A 15,173-nucleotide genomic window follows, 5' to 3' on the forward strand; every position below is an offset into this window, starting at 1 on the left:
AACGTCAGGTCAGTATCCGGTCATCTCCAGATATCCGCGCCCCGCGTGGCTGCCCGACAGGCGCACGGGACCTTCCCAATAGGGGATCGAAGTCGCCATCCAGGCCTGCGGGTTCATCGCCTCGACGGTCACGTCCACCCCCTTTTCAGGCAACAGCGCGCGCCAGCGCGTCGGCACCTGCCGCCCCGCCACCTCGGTTTCGGTCAAAGCTTCCGCCGAAAAGGCGCCATCGGGAAAGGCGGTAGTGCTGCCATCCGGTTCGATCCAGGTGGCCGCCGTATAATCCGGCCCCGCACTGTCGCGCAGCGTGAAGCCCATCAGCCGGTTCCCATCCTCAAACGCCATCGAGAACCAGTCCCAGCTGACTTGCGAGGCCCCAAGCGGTTGCGACGCCCACTCGCGGTCGAGCCACGCCTGCCCTACCACCTCCACCGGGCCGCCGGGCAGCGTCAGCGTGCCGCTGATCTCGAAGAAGGGCTGCGAGTAGTAATAGCTCGCCCGCCCCGAGGCGGACTTCTGTGAATAGCCATTCTCGCCATGAAAGATCAGCGGGCCCTGCGCCTCAAGCTGCATGTCATATGCAAAGTCGGCGCCCCGCGCGGTGAGCTGCATCTGCTGCATATCCGCTCCCGCCATCCGCCACTCGTCGATCCAGGCCTCAAAGGGGTCGGCAATCACGCCCGCCTGTCCAATACCACCCCGCGCCCGGCGTTCGGCCACGTAATGCGCGTCGGGTGTGGTGACCGCGGCATGTCCCAGCCACAGCTGAGGGCTGCGCCAGCCGGGCCGCTCCTCCGGCTCCAACGCGCTGCGGAACAGGGTCCACTGCAGCCCATACTCCACACCGTCTGTGCCGGTCAGGGTCGCCGTCAGGTACCACCATTCGATGCGATACTCCGGATGCGCGCCGTGATCCGCCGGAAAGTCGAAAACATACCCCCGCTCGGGCAGAGCAAAACCATCGGCATCGCTGCCGAGCCCTGCAAAGCTCTGAGCCAGCGCCGCGGTGGCCGAGATCCAAAGCCCAAGTGCTGCGGCAAGGACACCCCTAGCGTTCATTGCTGAACACCCGCAACAGCTGGTCCGGTGGGGTCCGTGACAGGCGCACAGCAGGCCAGGCCGCTGCGAGGACCGCGGCCACCAGGGTCAAGCCGCCGAGCTTGAGGTAATCCACCGGGAAAAGAAACATCGGCAACCGCCAGCCAAAAGCCTCGACATTCACGATGGCGAGCAGCACCCAGGCCAGCGCCAGCCCCAGAGGGACCGCCAGGAGGCCCGTGACAGCCGCAAGTGCCACCGCACGCAGCAGTTCCAGCACCGCAAGATGTCGACGCGTGAGCCCCAACGCCCAAACCGGCGCCAGCTGCGGCAGCCGCAGGCTCGCCAGTGTCAGCAGACCGATCAGCAGCGCGAGGGCCGCCACCGACAGCGTCAGCAGATTCAGCGCCGCGGTCACTGCGAAGGTCCGCTCGAACACCTGCAGCGAGAATGCCTTGAGATCCGCCTGATTGATCATCGCCTCATCATCCAGGCCAAAGCGGTCGCGCAACGTCGCCGCCGTACCCTCCGGATCGCCCGTGCGCACGCCAAAGCGCAAGGGGTCTATCTCGGGATACCGCGCCCTGAACGCCGCCTCTGAAATCACCAGCTGCCCCGCTGCATTGCCATAATCGCTGTAAACACCCAACACCGTATCGCCGGTTTCGAGCGCATCGCCGGGGCTCAACCCATTGCGACGCGACAGCTGCTCGTTGATCAGCGCACCCTCGCCCGCCGCCAACCGGTCCCAGACCTGCGGCACCGCCTGCAACAGCGGCCAGTTCTCGCGGTAAGTCGCGTGATCGCGGATGCCGTAAATCTCGGCGGGCAAGCCGCCGATGCGCAGGTCCTGCCACATGATCGGCAGCACTGCGGCCCCCGTTTCCGCCAGATAGCCCGTGACGGCCTCCGCCTGCGCTGGCGTGCGCGTTGTGAGGTAGAGCTCCGAAGACAGCCGCTGGTCGAGATAGCCGGTGAAGGTCAGTCGAAAGCTCGACACCATGGTCGAGACACCGATGTTCGCCGCCATCGCCAGCAACAGCGCCATCAGCGCCATCGACAGCCCCGGAAGCTGTTGCCGGCTATCGGCCCAGAACCACTCGGCCAGCGGCCCGCGATGCCAGCGACCCGCGAGCTGCAGCGCAGCCGACAGCGCCATCGGCAGACAGAACGCCGCACCGATGAGCAAACAAGCCAACAGCGCGAAGCCCGCAAAGATGCCCTGCCCCGTCAGCGCGATCACACCGCCTGCCACGAAGAGACCGAGCGCGGTCAGCGCCAGCCAGCGCGCCGCCGCGCTGGCGTGCATGCTCATCGCGCGCGGGTGGTTGAAGGACAGCAACGGCAGCCGGGCCAGCTTGAACAGAGCCGCAGCACCGGCCAGTGCGGTCCCCGCCAGTGCCATGCCAAGCCCCGACAGCCACCAGACGGGGCGCACCTGCAGTTGCCCGGTGATCTCGGCCCCGTAGAGGCCGCGCAAGGTCGCCGCCACATCCGGCAGCAGGGCCGCGGCGATCAGATACCCCAGCACAACGCCCAGAGCTCCGGCCACCAAGGCGAAAACCCCAAGCTCAACCGCCAGCAGGCTCATCAGATGCCGCAGCGGCAGGCCAAGCGCCCGTAGCGTCCGAAAGACAGGCCGCCGCTGTTCAAAAGCCAGACCCACGGCACCGTAGACGATGAAAATTCCCACCGCGAAAGACAGCAGCCCGAAGGCCGTCAGATTGAGATGGAAACTCTCGGTCAGCCGCGCGACGTCCGTCTCATTGGTGGCTTGGGTCAGGGTGTAGGTCTCAGGCAAGGGGCCCAGGCCAAGCGGCTGCACAGGGTCGGCCAGCAACCGCGACATCTCGCCCGGCTGCTCCAGAAGATCCTGCACCACCGCGATATCGGCAAGGGCGCGGCCCCCCACCCGGTCTGCGTCGATCCGCACCACGACATCCAACCCGTCGAAAAACGGCGCGTCGTCGGGATGCACCGAGATCACATCGCCGCTCTCGGTCCCATCCAGCTGCAATGGGCTTTCCGCGGCATCTGCGGGGCCGTCCTGCTGCGGCAAGGTCATCGGCTCGATGCCAACAAGCCTGACGCTGTCGTCCCCACGTCGTAGATCACCCTCCAGAACCGGGCTGACCTGCCACCCCATGCGCCTGAGCGCAACATACTCATCCGTACGTATATTGGCCCCATCCGCGCGGCGGATCTGGGCGAGACCGCTGCCCGATACCACGTCCGCAGCACGATCATAGCTCGCCCGCGCTTCAGCGTTGATCGCCTGCACACCCGACCAAAGCGCCGTCGCCAGTGCCAGCCCGGCGATCAGCGTCGCAAGCTGCCAGGGGTTGCGCCGCCAATGCGACAAGAGCGCGAGGAGCCCGAGCCGGATCATCCGACCGCGCCTCGCACCGGCTGTGGATGCACGACCCCATGCGACAGCGTCAGGCGGCGTTGCATGCGCGCAGCCTGTCGTGGCGAGTGTGTCACCATCAACAGCGCCGTTTTGGTCTCTGCCGCGCTCTCCAGCATCAGCTGCAAAACAGCATCCGCCGTTGTCTCATCGAGATTTCCGGTGGGTTCATCGGCCAGCAACAGCTGCGGCTTTGCAGCCAATGCTCGGGCAATCGCCACCCGCTGCTGCTGGCCACCCGAGAGCGTTTCCGGATAAGCGTGCAAATGCGCCTCGAGCCCGATGGTCCGTGCAAGATGTGCCGCCCAGTCCGCATCATACCGCCCGGCCAACCGGGCCTGAAATGCAATATTATGCGCCACCGTCAGGCTGGGGATCAGGTTGAACTGTTGAAAGATCAGGCCCACGACGGTGCGCCGCATCTGTGCGAGCTGGGTATCGGAAAACCCGGTGATATCGGCGCCCGCGACCTCAATGTGACCGTCCGTTACGCGGTCGAGCCCGGCCACAAGGTGCAGCAGCGTGCTCTTGCCACTGCCCGATTCCCCTTCCAGCGCCAGCGTCTCACCCGCAACCATCTCGAGCGACACGTCCCGCAGGACGGCGTCGCCAGCGGGGTCGTATCGCTTGACCAGATGGGTGATCTTCAGAACCATGGCAAACCTTGCAGGAGTGTCAGACGACCAGATGGGGCGCAGTCTACGATCAGCAAGCCCGGAACCGCACTGCGGCCTTTTGGCGTTGCTCACAGGTGGCAAGCAGGGCGTGGTCCTTTGAGACAGATCCACTATGGTCACGCATGACGCTGAAACCAGCTCGCGAGGTCGCGCGGTCGATTTGCGAGGCGTCCCCAACACCGCCAAAGCATTCGTAATCCACTCTGATCTGCAGTTTGACAAAAGAGAGGGACATATGCTCCGCCGTACGATGAAGATACCCTATATTCAAAGATGCAGCCTCTGAAAACTGAAGGCCTCGCACGCTATTCGAAAGTAAATATAACTACTACAAAATATTATATTGAGAATTTAATGCGTCACATGAAGATACCAATACCCTGCAGGATAACACATGACCGCCGCTGACCTCCTGCTCGCCGGGCTGAGCTGGCCCATCGCGCTCACCCTGCTGAGCGTGAGCTTTTTCAGCTCTCTGATCACCGCCGCCTTCGGCATCGGTGGCGGCGTGATCATGCTCGCCGTCATGGCAACCCTTTTGCCTGCTCCGGCGATCATCCCGGTGCATGGGCTAGTGCAACTGGGCTCGAATGCCGGACCGGCTGTCATCTTTCGTGCACAGATCGACCGCCGTCACCTGACACCTTTTGTAATTGGCGCTGTGCTGGGCGTCGCGGCGGGCAGCAGCGTCGTGGTCCAGCTCGACGCCGGTGTCTTGCAAATCGTCGTCGGCCTCTTCGTCCTCTGGACGCTCTATCTGCCCATCCCCGGCCTCATGAGCCGCTCCGCGGGTCTCACGGGCCTGCTCTCCAGCGGCCTGACCATGTTCGTGGGCGGCACCGGCCCGTTCATCGCAGCCTTCGTCAAGACACTGGGCCTCGACCGCGTGTCCCATGTGGCGACCCACGCCGCGCTGATGACCGTGCAACATCTGCTCAAGACCATCGCCTTCGGCGTGCTCGGCTTTGCCTTTGCGCAGTGGATCGGCTTTGTTGCGCTGTTGATCCTGTTTGGTGTCCTCGGCACGCTGGCGGGCCGATCTGTGCTTCTGCGCATCGACGAGGTGACCTTCAAACGCGCGCTGACGGTGATCCTGACACTACTCGCGCTGCGGCTGATCTACGCGGGCGGCACGGCGCTGGTGCTCCCCACGCCTTAAGCCAGCTGCGCCCGCAACGCACCAGCCAACGCGGTGGCGCTCTCAAAAGCGGCCTCGACCTTGCCCGCACCGCACCAGTCCCCCGCCGCCGCCAACCCGGTATCAGCATCGAGCAGAAACGGCGCACCCGCTGGCACGGTCACATTGGCATAGCGCCAGCGATGCAGGCTTACATATGCCGCCTCTGCCGCCGATAGCCCGGTGACCTCCACAAAAGCCTGCACCAGTTCCTCGCGCACCGCGCCTTGATCCCGTTCGAGATTGGCCCCGGCCCAGTCATTGGAGGCCTGGGCGACGACACACGTGGCCGCACCGCGCCCGGGCTTCGATGAATCGACCGCAATCCAGGCCAATGGCGCCTCGCGCACCCAAGCCGCGTCCCACGACACATCCAGGGGCTTATCGAAACCCAGCATCAGGCTATAGCATCCCTGCATCTTCGTCTCGGCAAGCGCGGCGTGTCCGGCGAAGGCCTCTGGCATGAGCGCTGCGGTCTGCACCGCAGGGGCCGTGCTGATGACCCAATCATAGGCGCCGAGGCTCTCGCCCTCTCGATCGGTCAGCCGCCATGCGCCGCCCTCGCGTTGAATTGCGCTCACATGCGCCGCACGCTCCACGGCCAACCCCTCGGTCAAGGCCTTGGCGAGCGCCGTCATGCCCGGCACCGCCACATAGCGCGGCGCGGTCCAGTCCGGCGGCAGCTCAGCGCTCTCCGGCAGAACCGTGCGGCGCGGGGTCCACGGCTGCACGACACCGCTGGCAAGATGTGGCGCCAGGAACTCCCGGAACGCCGCCCCCTTGGCCGAAAAATACTGCGCGCCGTGATCAAAGGCGAAGGGGTCCGCCCGGCGGGTCGACATGCGCCCCCCCAGACCGCGTGACTTCTCCAGCACGGTCACCGCCGCTATGGGCTGCAGCGCCCGGGCCAATGTCAGGCCCGTGAGCCCCGCGCCGATGATCGCAATCCGTGTCCTGTCGCCCATATCCGCCTCTCATGCTGCCCGATCCGTCAGGTAGCACGCGGCCTTCATCAGACCATAGGCGAATGCGATCGGACGCTGGATCGCAGATGAGCGCCGCAAACAAACGCATCCGTATGGAGGCGAAATACCAAGGCTTGGAGACCTAGCGCCCTGCGCGTCAGGCGGGGCGGAAACTCCGCACATGCTCCGGCATCTCGACCCCGTCGAGGTTGCGCGGGTCAGGGATCACGTCGCCAACCTCGGTGCGCACGGGGATCACCCCGGCCCAGATCGGCAACGCATAGTCCTCCTCGTCATCCACAGGCCCACCGGTCCGAATCTTGGCACTGCCCTCGGCGATTTCCATCCCCAGTACCATCGTCGCCTTCAGGTCCTGCGCATGGTCCGGCCGCAGCATCTCGTAGCGGCCTGGAAACAGCCCGTTCACAAAGGTCCGCAGCTTTTCCAGCTTCACGTCCGGGTCCTCGACCTTCACGGCCTTGCCATAGAGCATCACCGACCGCGAGTTTACCGAGTGGTGCATGCCCGAGCGGGCCAGCACGAACCCATCGAGGATCGCCACGGTCAGGCAGACCTCCGCATCCTTGGACCGCCGCAACCCGCGACTGGCCGAGGACCCGTGCCAATACACATGATTGCCCTCGCGCCATTGCAGCGTCGGCGTGACATAGGGTTTGCCATCGAACACATAGCCGACGCTGCACAGCGGCTGCGCATCCAGCACCGCATTGATGGTCTCGCGGTCGAAATGCCCGCGATCGTGCAGGCGGCGCAGGCGCGCGCGGTCGGTGATGGGCAGGGTTTCGGTCATTTTTCCAGGTCTCCGGCTGTGGTTGCCCGATGGCAGCTAGCAGGCTATTGGATATGACGACATGTCCAGTATGCAGAAAAAATCCCAGTCCAATTTGAATGCAGCACTCTTTGCGCTTGCGCTCGACCGGCACGCCCCGCGCCCGCTGCATGTGCAGCTCGCCGATGCGCTGCGCGCGCTGATCCTGTCACAGGCCGAGGCGGCGGGCGCGCGCCTGCCGGCAAGCCGCGCGCTCGCAGCCGAGCTCTCGGTGTCGCGGATGACGGTGACGACCGCCTATGATCAGCTGCTTGGCGAGGGCTATCTCTCGGCTCGCAGGGGCGGCGGAACCTTTGTGGCCCATCACGTCCCGCATCTGGCCTCGCCCGCCCCGCGCCCGGAGGCTGATCCACCGGCGCCGCAGCCGATCCAACCGTTTCAGGCCGGTGTGCCCGATCCCGCGCTGTTTCCGCACCGGCTTTGGGCCCGGCATCTGGAACGGGCCTGGCGCGCGCCCGAGCCGGGGCTTCTCGCCGCGCCCGATCCCTTTGGCTGGTACCCGCTCCGACAGGCGATCAGCGCGCATCTGGCCGCCTGGCGCGGGCTCACCTGTGACCCGGCCCAGATCATCATGACGGCAGGGGCGTCTGATGCCTTCGATCTGCTGTTCAGCATCGGCCCCACGTCCGAAGCGGCGGTCGTGATCGAGGACCCCGGCTGGTCGCCCTTGCGCGCAGCGCTGCGGCGCGCGGGCCTGCAGGGCCATCCGGTCAGGATCGACGCAGACGGCCTCGATCCAGCGCATCTGCCCATGGCTCAGGCCGCCGTTGTCACGCCCTCGCGCCACTTCCCGACCGGACGGCCCATGCCGCTGGCGCGGCGCCTCGCGCTGCTCGACTGGGCACGCAGCCACGGCGCGCTGATCATCGAAGATGATTATGACAGCGAGTTCCGCTACGAGGGCCAACCGCTGCCCGCGCTCTCCGGGCTCGACCGGCTTGAACGCACGGTCTATCTCGGCAGTTTTTCGAAGCTCTTGAGCGCCACGCTGCGGCTCGGTTACGTGGTGATCCCCCAGACGTTGATCGACCCCGCGCGGAAGGCGATTCAGCGCAGCGGCGTGCGCGCTTCGCTGGTTCCACAGCCCGCGCTCGCCACTTTCATGGACAGCGGCGAGTTTGCAATTCACCTCCGCCGCTGTCGCCGCACCTATGCCAAACGGCAAGCGCATCTGCTCGACGCGCTGGCGCCGCTCGCACCGCTGTTGGAGCTGCGGCCAGACCCGTCCGGCATGCACCTGTGCTGTCCGCTGCGCCCCGCGCTCGCCGCAGACTGCCGTGACGTGGAGATCGCCGCCGCCTGTGGCGCGGCGGGCCTCACGGTGCGCGCACTGTCTGCGCATTGCGTCCTGCCGGACGCGCCTCAAGGCCTGTTGCTGGGCTATGCGGGGTTCGACGAAGCGGCCCTGAGCGCAGCGACCGCCACGCTCACCACGGTGCTCGGCGCGCTGGCTCCCGGCACGCTGGCGCAAACGTGAAGCCGACCAGAGGTCTCAAAGCTACCAACCACCGCCCGTCAGTGTTAGATACCTGTCCATCAAACCGAGTGCCTCAGCATATGTCAGTCACCCGCCGCAGGCTGATCACCACCGCCGCCGCGCTGGCCGCGTTGCCGCGCGCGGGCCAAGCCGCAACGCCACGGCAGGTCGCCTGGGACGATCTCATCCCGCCCGGCGTGCCCTATTCGGAGATCATCGCCGATGGCGATATCGATCTGGAGAATGACACCTGGCGCCCGATCTTCGACGAGAATGCCACCAAGCTGAACGCCGACCTCGATGGCGCCTACATCCGGATGCCGGGCTACATCATCCCGCTTGATCTCGGCGCGGCGGGCGTGACCCGCTTCATCCTTGTCCCCTATGTCGGCGCTTGCATCCACGTGCCACCACCCCCGGCAAACCAGCTGGTTGTGGTCGAGACCGCGGCACCCTGGGTCGGATCAGGCCTCTGGGACGCGGTCTGGGTCACCGGTCAGATGCGCCACGCGCTGCAATCAACCGAACTCGCCGAGATCGGCTATGAGATGACTGCGGACCACATCGAGCTCTTCGAATGGTAGGAAACAGCTAAGACCGCGCAGCCTTAGTCGCCCAACGGCTCTTCCAGCAACCAGCCAAAGAAAATCGTCGCGAGCGTGGCCGCCACCAGTTGCACGGCGACAAAGGCGACCACATCCCCCGGCGCGATCCCCGCAAAGGTGTCGGAGAAGGCGCGTGCGATGGTCACTGCCGGGTTGGCAAATGAGGTCGACGAGGTGAACCAATACGCCGCGGTGATATAGAGCCCCACCACCATGGGAACCGCCGAGGGCCGCGCTTTCAGGCACGCCAGGATGGCTCCCACCAGGCCGAAGGTCGCGACAAACTCACCCGTCCATTGGCCCAGCCCGCTGCGCGCGGTCTGCGACAGATCAAGCAGCGGATGCTCGAACATCACATGCGCCACCCACACGCCGGAAATCCCGCCGATGATCTGCGCGGCCACATAGAAGCCCGCCAGCCGCAGCGTAATCTCGCAGCGCAGGGCGAAGGCGAGGGTCACCGCCGGGTTGAAATGCGCGCCCGAAACCGGGCCCAACATCGTGATCAGAACAACGAGGATCGCCCCCGTCGGCAAGGTGTTCCCGAGCAGCGCAATCGCCACGTTCCCGCCCGCAAGCCGCTCGGCCATGATGCCCGAGCCAACCACGGTGGCCAAAAGAAAGAAGGTGCCGAGCCACTCGGCCATCACCCGTCGGTTGACTGTCATCCCTGCCCCCAGATCGTTCTGCTGCGCTTATGACATCATTCCGGGTGTGTGTTTCAAGAGAAAGACAGCATGACATTTCGTCCGATAACGACAACAATCTGGATGAGGGTGAGTGGCGGAGCGACAGGGATTCGAACCCTGGAGACGGTCTCCCGCCTACACACTTTCCAGGCGTGCGCCTTCGACCACTCGGCCACCGCTCCGTCCGGGCGGTGTAGCCCGGCAACCCGCCGCATTGCAAGAGCCAAAATCGCCTTTCCCGCCTTGGAAACCTTGCCGTTTCCAGCCCGCGCCGTTCAGCTCTCTTCGGAGGCTGGTGGGGGTGTCTCTCCGCGCGGCTGCAGGGCTTCGGGGTTGCGCAGCCAGACGTCGCGCTGCGCAAAGGGCACCTCGATGCCCTCCTCGGCGAACCGCTCTGCAATGGCATGGTTGATGTCGTTCTTCACCGCCATGATCCAGTTCACGTCGCGCAGGATCACGCGGATTTCGAACTCCAGCGAGTCCGCGCCGAAGTTGTTGAACAGGATCAGTGGTGCCGGGTTGCGCAGCACCATCGGCTGGTCCTCGGCGATCTCGCGCAGAAGGGCCTCGACCCGCCGCGTATCAGTGCCGTAAGCCACACCAATCGGCACGATCAACCGCCCGACCTTATTGCCGCGCGTGTAATTGGTAACGGTGCCCGAGACCAGATCGGCATTGGGCACGATCACATCCGTCCGGTCGAAGGTCTCGATCCGTGTGGCACGCACCGAGATGTCCTTCACATAGCCCATCTGCCCGCCGACCTCGATCCAGTCGCCTTCGGAAATCGGACGTTCGATCAGCAGGATGATGCCCGAGACGAAGTTCGACACGATGGTCTGCAGGCCAAAGCCGATGCCGACCGACAGCGCACCGGCCACAATGGCCAACGACGACAAGTCAATGCCCGCCCCGGTGATCGCCAGCACCGCAGCCAGGAAAATTCCGACATACCCAAGGCCCGAGACAATCGCATTCTGCCCGCCGATGTCCATCCGGGTCTTGGGCAGCACGTTCACCCGCATCGTGCTCTGCACCAGCCGAGTGATGGCGTAGCCGGCGGCAAAGATCACCGCAAAGGTCAGGAAATCACCGGGCGAGATGCGGGTGTCGCCGATGGCAAAACCACGGCTGAACATCGACCAGACCTCGGTCAGGTCGGCCACGCGCGCGCCCCAGGCCAGCGCCAGCAGCGGGATCGCGCAGATCACCAGCGCAAAGCCCACCAGCACCGGGATCAGCGCATCGCGCGCGTTCTCCAGATCGCCTGTGATTAGACCATAGAGGTCAACCGAGAAGCGCTGCAGCGTGACCACGAAGCCGAGGATCAGCAAGCTGACCAGCGTCGGGTAGAGCAGCGCGTCCCCTGCTTCGGCATAGCCCACCGCGGCCATGATCGGCGCAACCATCGACACCACGACCAGCGCTGTGCCCGCCGTGCGCACCACCCGCGCAAGGCCAACACCGCGCGGCGCGTCCTCGCTCTCGGGGTCGGTCTCTACCTTGTAGCCGCGCAGCGTCACCCCGATGGGTCCCAGCACCAGCGCGATCAGCACAACGATGGGGAAGGCCATCACCGCATCAGTCGCCGGATCGACCTCTTCGAAGCCCACGATCAGATTTACCACGCCCCGCGAGACAAAGAGCAGCGACAGCAGCAGCATGTAGAACCGCACCGCCGAGCGTTTGCCCGGCGGCAGCTGGATCAGCGCGTCATCGTCGTCGCGCGCAAAAAGCCGTTCGGCCAGCCAGCGGAACCACAGCAGCACAAACCCGAAGACCGGCAGCGCTTCGAGAATCTGATCCATACGCTCGCCCACAAGCCCGGTCAGCCGAACCGCATGGGTCAGGATCAACAGGCCCGCCAGCGGCAAGCCGATGCGCAGCAGCGAGACCAGGAACCGCCAGACGCCCGAGCCGCGCCCGCCCCAGCGCCGCAGATAGCTGAGCCAGAGCCCCGCCCAATGCCGCCCGCGGATGATAAGCGCCAGCGCAATAGCCAGCAGCAGCAGCACCAGCGGCAGGTTCTCGGCCATCTGCTGGCGCCGCACCGGGTCGCGGATCGTCTCAAGCTCCAGCGCGAGCCCGCGCAGGATGGTGCCGAAGTCTTCAAAGACAATCGGCCAATGCACCGGGTTGAGCGGCGACGGGCCGAGGGCCAGCAACCGTTGTGCCTGGCGTTCGCGGATGATCGCGTCGATCTCGCGGATCAGCCCGTCGGCCCGGCGAAAGGCCTCTTCCGAGACACGCACGGGAGCCTGCAACGTCTCCAGCTGCGCCTCCAGCTGGGCGCGGCGCCCGGCGATATCGGCGGGCTCTTCCCCGTTGTCCGGCACCGGGCCCAGGGCATCGATCTGGCTGCGCAGCGTCGCAATCCGCTCGGCGTTGACGCGGGTGCCTTCGGTGAAGTCAGAGCGGTACTCGGCAATCTCGGCGCGCAGCCGTTCAAAGCGTTCGTTGCTGGCCGTCTCTCGTTCGATGGCCTCCTCGGCCAGCGAGGCAACACTGTCCCAGGCCTGGAAGTTCGGGCCCGCATCCTGCTGCTGCGCGCTGGCGGGCAAACACCACGCCAGAAAGGCGATCAGCGCGAGCCCGCAGAGCGCATGCAGAACCAATCTCATACGTCTTCGAACACGCCCGGGATGCTCATCGGTGCGCGGTCCATCCAGCCCGGCACGGGCAGGCCCTTGCTTTTCAGGAACTCGGGGTTGAAGAGCTTGGACTGATAGCGCGTGCCGAAATCACAAAGGATGGTCACGATGGTATGCCCCGGCCCCATCTCGCGCGCCATGCGCATCGCGCCTGCGATGTTGACCCCCGACGAGCCACCCAGGCACAGCCCCTCATGCTGCAGCAGGTCAAAGACAATCGGCAAGGCCTCGGAATCGTGGATGTTATAGGCGTAGTCCGGGGTGAACCCTTCGAGGTTCTTCGTGATCCGGATCTGTCCGATCCCCTCGTTGATCGAAGAGCCTTCGGACATCACCAGCTCACCACTGGTATAATAATTGTAGAGCGAGGCGCCGTCGGGGTCGGCCAGTCCGATCTTCACGCCCTTGGGCTTAAGAACCTCCGACACCCCCGCAAGTGTGCCGCCCGAGCCCACCGCACAGATGAACCCATCCACCTTGCCGTCGGTCTGCGCCCAGATCTCCGGCCCCGTGGTCTCAACATGCGCCTGACGGTTGGCCACGTTGTCAAACTGATTGGCCCAGATCACGCCTTCATTGGTCGTGCGCGCCATCTCATGGGCCAGACGCTCCGAATAGCGCACGAAATTGTTCGGATTGCGATAAGGGGCGGCGGGCACCTGCACCAGCTCGGCACCCGCCAGCCGCAGCATGTCCTTCTTCTCCTGGCTCTGCGTCTCGGGGATCACGATCACCGTCTTGAACCCCATCGACGCGCCCACCAGCGCCAGCCCGATCCCGGTGTTGCCCGCGGTGCCTTCCACGATGGTGCCACCGGGGCGCAGAAGCCCCTTCTCCACCGCATCCTTGATGATGAAGAGGGCTGCCCGATCCTTGACCGACTGGCCGGGGTTCATGAACTCCGCCTTGCCGAGGATCTCGCAGCCCGTCGCCTCACTGGCCTGCTTCAAGCGAATGAGCGGGGTGTTTCCAATGGCCGCAGCCAGATCGCTCGCAACATGCATCGGTGAGGTCCTCTCGTAAACGTCTCCCACACCTAGCCGTGCGGTGGCGCGACCTCAAGAGGCGCTGCGAAATCGGTCCCGGTGCCGGGCCAGCCAGTAGGCGATCATGACCAGCGGCGTGTTCGCCGCCTGCCCGCTGTCGCAAAGCTCCATCAGCGCGTCGAAGGACATCAGATGCGCGCGGATGTCCTCCTGCTCGGCCTCCAACCCACCAAGACCCGCAGCACTCTCCGGCAGATCGGCGAGACCCACGAAGGTGCAATAGAACTCGGTCGAATTGCCCGGCGAAGCATAGGTCTCGCCCACGGGATGCAGCGCCCCGAGCGTGAGCCCGGCTTCTTCCATCGCTTCGCGCCGGGCTGCCGCTTCAGCGGTCTCGCCGGCGTCGATCAACCCGGCGATGGGCTCCAGCTGCCAGCAGGCGCGATCGCCGCGCGCCAGCGGGCCAACGCGCATCTGCTCCACCAGCAGCACGCGGTCACGTCTCGGATCATAGGGCAACACAAGCGCCGCGTCCGAAACCACGAAAACCCCACGCGTCATCTCTGGGCCCATGGACCCGTCAAAGCGCGTGTGGCGCAGGTCAAGCTCGTCAAGCGCGAAGAAGGCGGCATAGGGGCGGCGGCGGGCGATCAGTTCGATCTCCCCGTCCAGCGTCCCTGCCCCGTGACGGCTCTCCGCGGCCTTGATCTGCGACCAGGCGCGCGCGCGGATACGGGGGAAGATCGCGCCGACCTCGGCAGGCGTCTTGAGGCCGCGATAACTCATGACCTCCCGCGCTGCTGCAACGCTGAGGGCGCCCCAGTCCTGCGCCCACTCCTCAAGCGACCATGGCCCATCCGGCGTCCAGAGACCGTCCTCGGGCATATAGGCGCGCGCCGCCGCGCCATCCACCAGCGTGACATCAACGAGACGGTACCCAAAGGCCTGTTCATAATAGTCGAGCTTTGCCACATCGCCCGGGCGCAGGCCCTCGGCCCGAAGGCCCGAGGTGACGGCACCTGGCTCGACCGTGATGACCGGGAACGGACCCTCCCGCGCGGCCTCTACCCGGTAGCCCGAGACCTGCGCCGCCTCCAGGGACAGATGCCCAATATCGCCCATCACCGCCTCAATCAGAGGCGGGTGCCGCAGCGTGCCAAAAAAGAAAAGCGGGCTCACGGCCCCCATGGGCTCACCGCCATGTGCGCCAGGCGTATTCGGTCAGCAACCCGGCCAGCAGCCCACCCGCGACCAGCGTGAAGATCACCAGCGGGTTGATCAGCACCAGCCCGTATTCGGCCATGAACTTGATGATCGCCAGCAACGCCTGGAAGGCGCCATTGTACCAGTTCGCCATCGCCCGGTCGAACATCTGCACACACGAGTGGATGAAGAGCCCCCAGAGCACCAGCATCAACACGCCGCCAAAGCCGTTGTTCACCGCCGCCGCCAGCCCGCGACCCGCGCGTTTCCCCATCACGATCCAGCCCACGAAGACACCCAGCACCGCATTCACATAGATGAAATAGCCGAAATCGGTGCTTTCGGGCATGAGCGGGATGATCTGGAGCGACACGATGTAGCCCACAATGCCGATGCAAATTGCGGCAACAAGGCGGGCGGCGTCGGGCATTGGGTCGTCCTTATCGGT

13 protein-coding genes and 1 tRNA gene are annotated in these 15,173 nt (G+C 65.3%); 3 read left to right on the plus strand and 11 right to left on the minus strand.

From position 1 onward, the window contains the following. Positions 1-9 precede the first annotated feature (9 nt). The 3 genes from ACVC7O_RS11935 to ACVC7O_RS11945 are packed head-to-tail and all read right to left on the minus strand — an operon-like array spanning position 10 to position 4,101. Positions 10-1,059, minus strand: a complete 1,050-nt coding sequence (locus tag ACVC7O_RS11935) for a lipocalin-like domain-containing protein (protein WP_458322353.1) — start codon at positions 1,057-1,059, stop codon at positions 10-12. Next, the gene (locus ACVC7O_RS11940) at positions 1,049-3,427 is read right to left on the minus strand and encodes an FtsX-like permease family protein (protein WP_458322354.1); all 2,379 of its coding nucleotides are present in this window, start codon (positions 3,425-3,427) and stop codon (positions 1,049-1,051) included. The genes ACVC7O_RS11935 and ACVC7O_RS11940 overlap by 11 nt, the downstream gene beginning before the upstream one ends. Beyond that, the gene (locus ACVC7O_RS11945) at positions 3,424-4,101 is read right to left on the minus strand and encodes an ABC transporter ATP-binding protein (protein ID WP_458322355.1); all 678 of its coding nucleotides are present in this window, start codon (positions 4,099-4,101) and stop codon (positions 3,424-3,426) included. The genes ACVC7O_RS11940 and ACVC7O_RS11945 overlap by 4 nt, the downstream gene beginning before the upstream one ends. A 415-nt stretch (positions 4,102-4,516) precedes the next feature. Between ACVC7O_RS11945 and ACVC7O_RS11950 the strand changes: the two genes are divergently transcribed. Continuing rightward, a complete protein-coding gene (locus ACVC7O_RS11950; RefSeq protein ID WP_458322356.1) occupies positions 4,517-5,281 on the plus strand; it encodes a sulfite exporter TauE/SafE family protein in 765 nt (254 codons plus the stop codon). On the opposite strand, the gene ACVC7O_RS11955 is transcribed toward ACVC7O_RS11950, so the two are convergent. Both ACVC7O_RS11955 and ACVC7O_RS11960 read right to left on the minus strand, forming a co-directional pair. Continuing rightward, the gene (locus ACVC7O_RS11955; RefSeq protein ID WP_458322357.1) at positions 5,278-6,264 is read right to left on the minus strand and encodes an NAD(P)/FAD-dependent oxidoreductase; all 987 of its coding nucleotides are present in this window, start codon (positions 6,262-6,264) and stop codon (positions 5,278-5,280) included. The genes ACVC7O_RS11950 and ACVC7O_RS11955 overlap by 4 nt on opposite strands. A 157-nt stretch (positions 6,265-6,421) precedes the next feature. Next, the gene (locus ACVC7O_RS11960) at positions 6,422-7,075 is read right to left on the minus strand and encodes a pyridoxamine 5'-phosphate oxidase family protein (RefSeq protein WP_458322358.1); all 654 of its coding nucleotides are present in this window, start codon (positions 7,073-7,075) and stop codon (positions 6,422-6,424) included. A 70-nt stretch (positions 7,076-7,145) separates the two neighbouring features. On the opposite strand from ACVC7O_RS11960, the gene pdxR reads away from it, so the two are divergent. Both pdxR and ACVC7O_RS11970 read left to right on the plus strand, forming a co-directional pair. Continuing rightward, on the plus strand, positions 7,146-8,591 hold the full coding sequence (pdxR, locus tag ACVC7O_RS11965) for a MocR-like pyridoxine biosynthesis transcription factor PdxR (protein WP_458322359.1): 1,446 nt from the start codon (positions 7,146-7,148) through the stop codon (positions 8,589-8,591). Between the two features lie 80 nt (positions 8,592-8,671). Then, on the plus strand, positions 8,672-9,175 hold the full coding sequence (locus ACVC7O_RS11970; RefSeq protein ID WP_458322360.1) for a DUF3299 domain-containing protein: 504 nt from the start codon (positions 8,672-8,674) through the stop codon (positions 9,173-9,175). Positions 9,176-9,198: 23 nt separating this feature from the next. Here the strand turns inward: ACVC7O_RS11970 and ACVC7O_RS11975 are convergent, their stop codons facing one another. The 6 genes from ACVC7O_RS11975 to ACVC7O_RS12000 form a co-directional block, all read right to left on the minus strand. After that, positions 9,199-9,864 (minus strand): aquaporin, encoded by a 666-nt coding sequence (locus ACVC7O_RS11975; RefSeq protein WP_458322361.1) that lies wholly within the window; start codon positions 9,862-9,864, stop codon positions 9,199-9,201. Positions 9,865-9,977: 113 nt separating this feature from the next. After that, a tRNA-Ser gene (locus tag ACVC7O_RS11980) sits at positions 9,978-10,067 on the minus strand. A gap of 93 nt (positions 10,068-10,160) precedes the next feature. Beyond that, on the minus strand, positions 10,161-12,506 hold the full coding sequence (locus ACVC7O_RS11985; RefSeq protein WP_458322362.1) for a DUF3772 domain-containing protein: 2,346 nt from the start codon (positions 12,504-12,506) through the stop codon (positions 10,161-10,163). Beyond that, the gene (locus ACVC7O_RS11990; protein WP_458322363.1) at positions 12,503-13,540 is read right to left on the minus strand and encodes a cysteine synthase A; all 1,038 of its coding nucleotides are present in this window, start codon (positions 13,538-13,540) and stop codon (positions 12,503-12,505) included. The genes ACVC7O_RS11985 and ACVC7O_RS11990 overlap by 4 nt, the downstream gene beginning before the upstream one ends. Positions 13,541-13,594: 54 nt before the next feature. Further along, a complete protein-coding gene (locus ACVC7O_RS11995; RefSeq protein ID WP_458322364.1) occupies positions 13,595-14,710 on the minus strand; it encodes an NUDIX domain-containing protein in 1,116 nt (371 codons plus the stop codon). 4 nt (positions 14,711-14,714) lie between these two features. Continuing rightward, positions 14,715-15,155: a TrgA family protein gene (locus tag ACVC7O_RS12000; RefSeq protein ID WP_458322365.1), complete on the minus strand. Its 441-nt coding sequence runs from the start codon at positions 15,153-15,155 to the stop codon at positions 14,715-14,717. Between the last annotated feature and the right edge of the window lie 18 nt (positions 15,156-15,173).

It is taken from the genome of Roseobacter cerffii, from assembly GCF_054226325.1.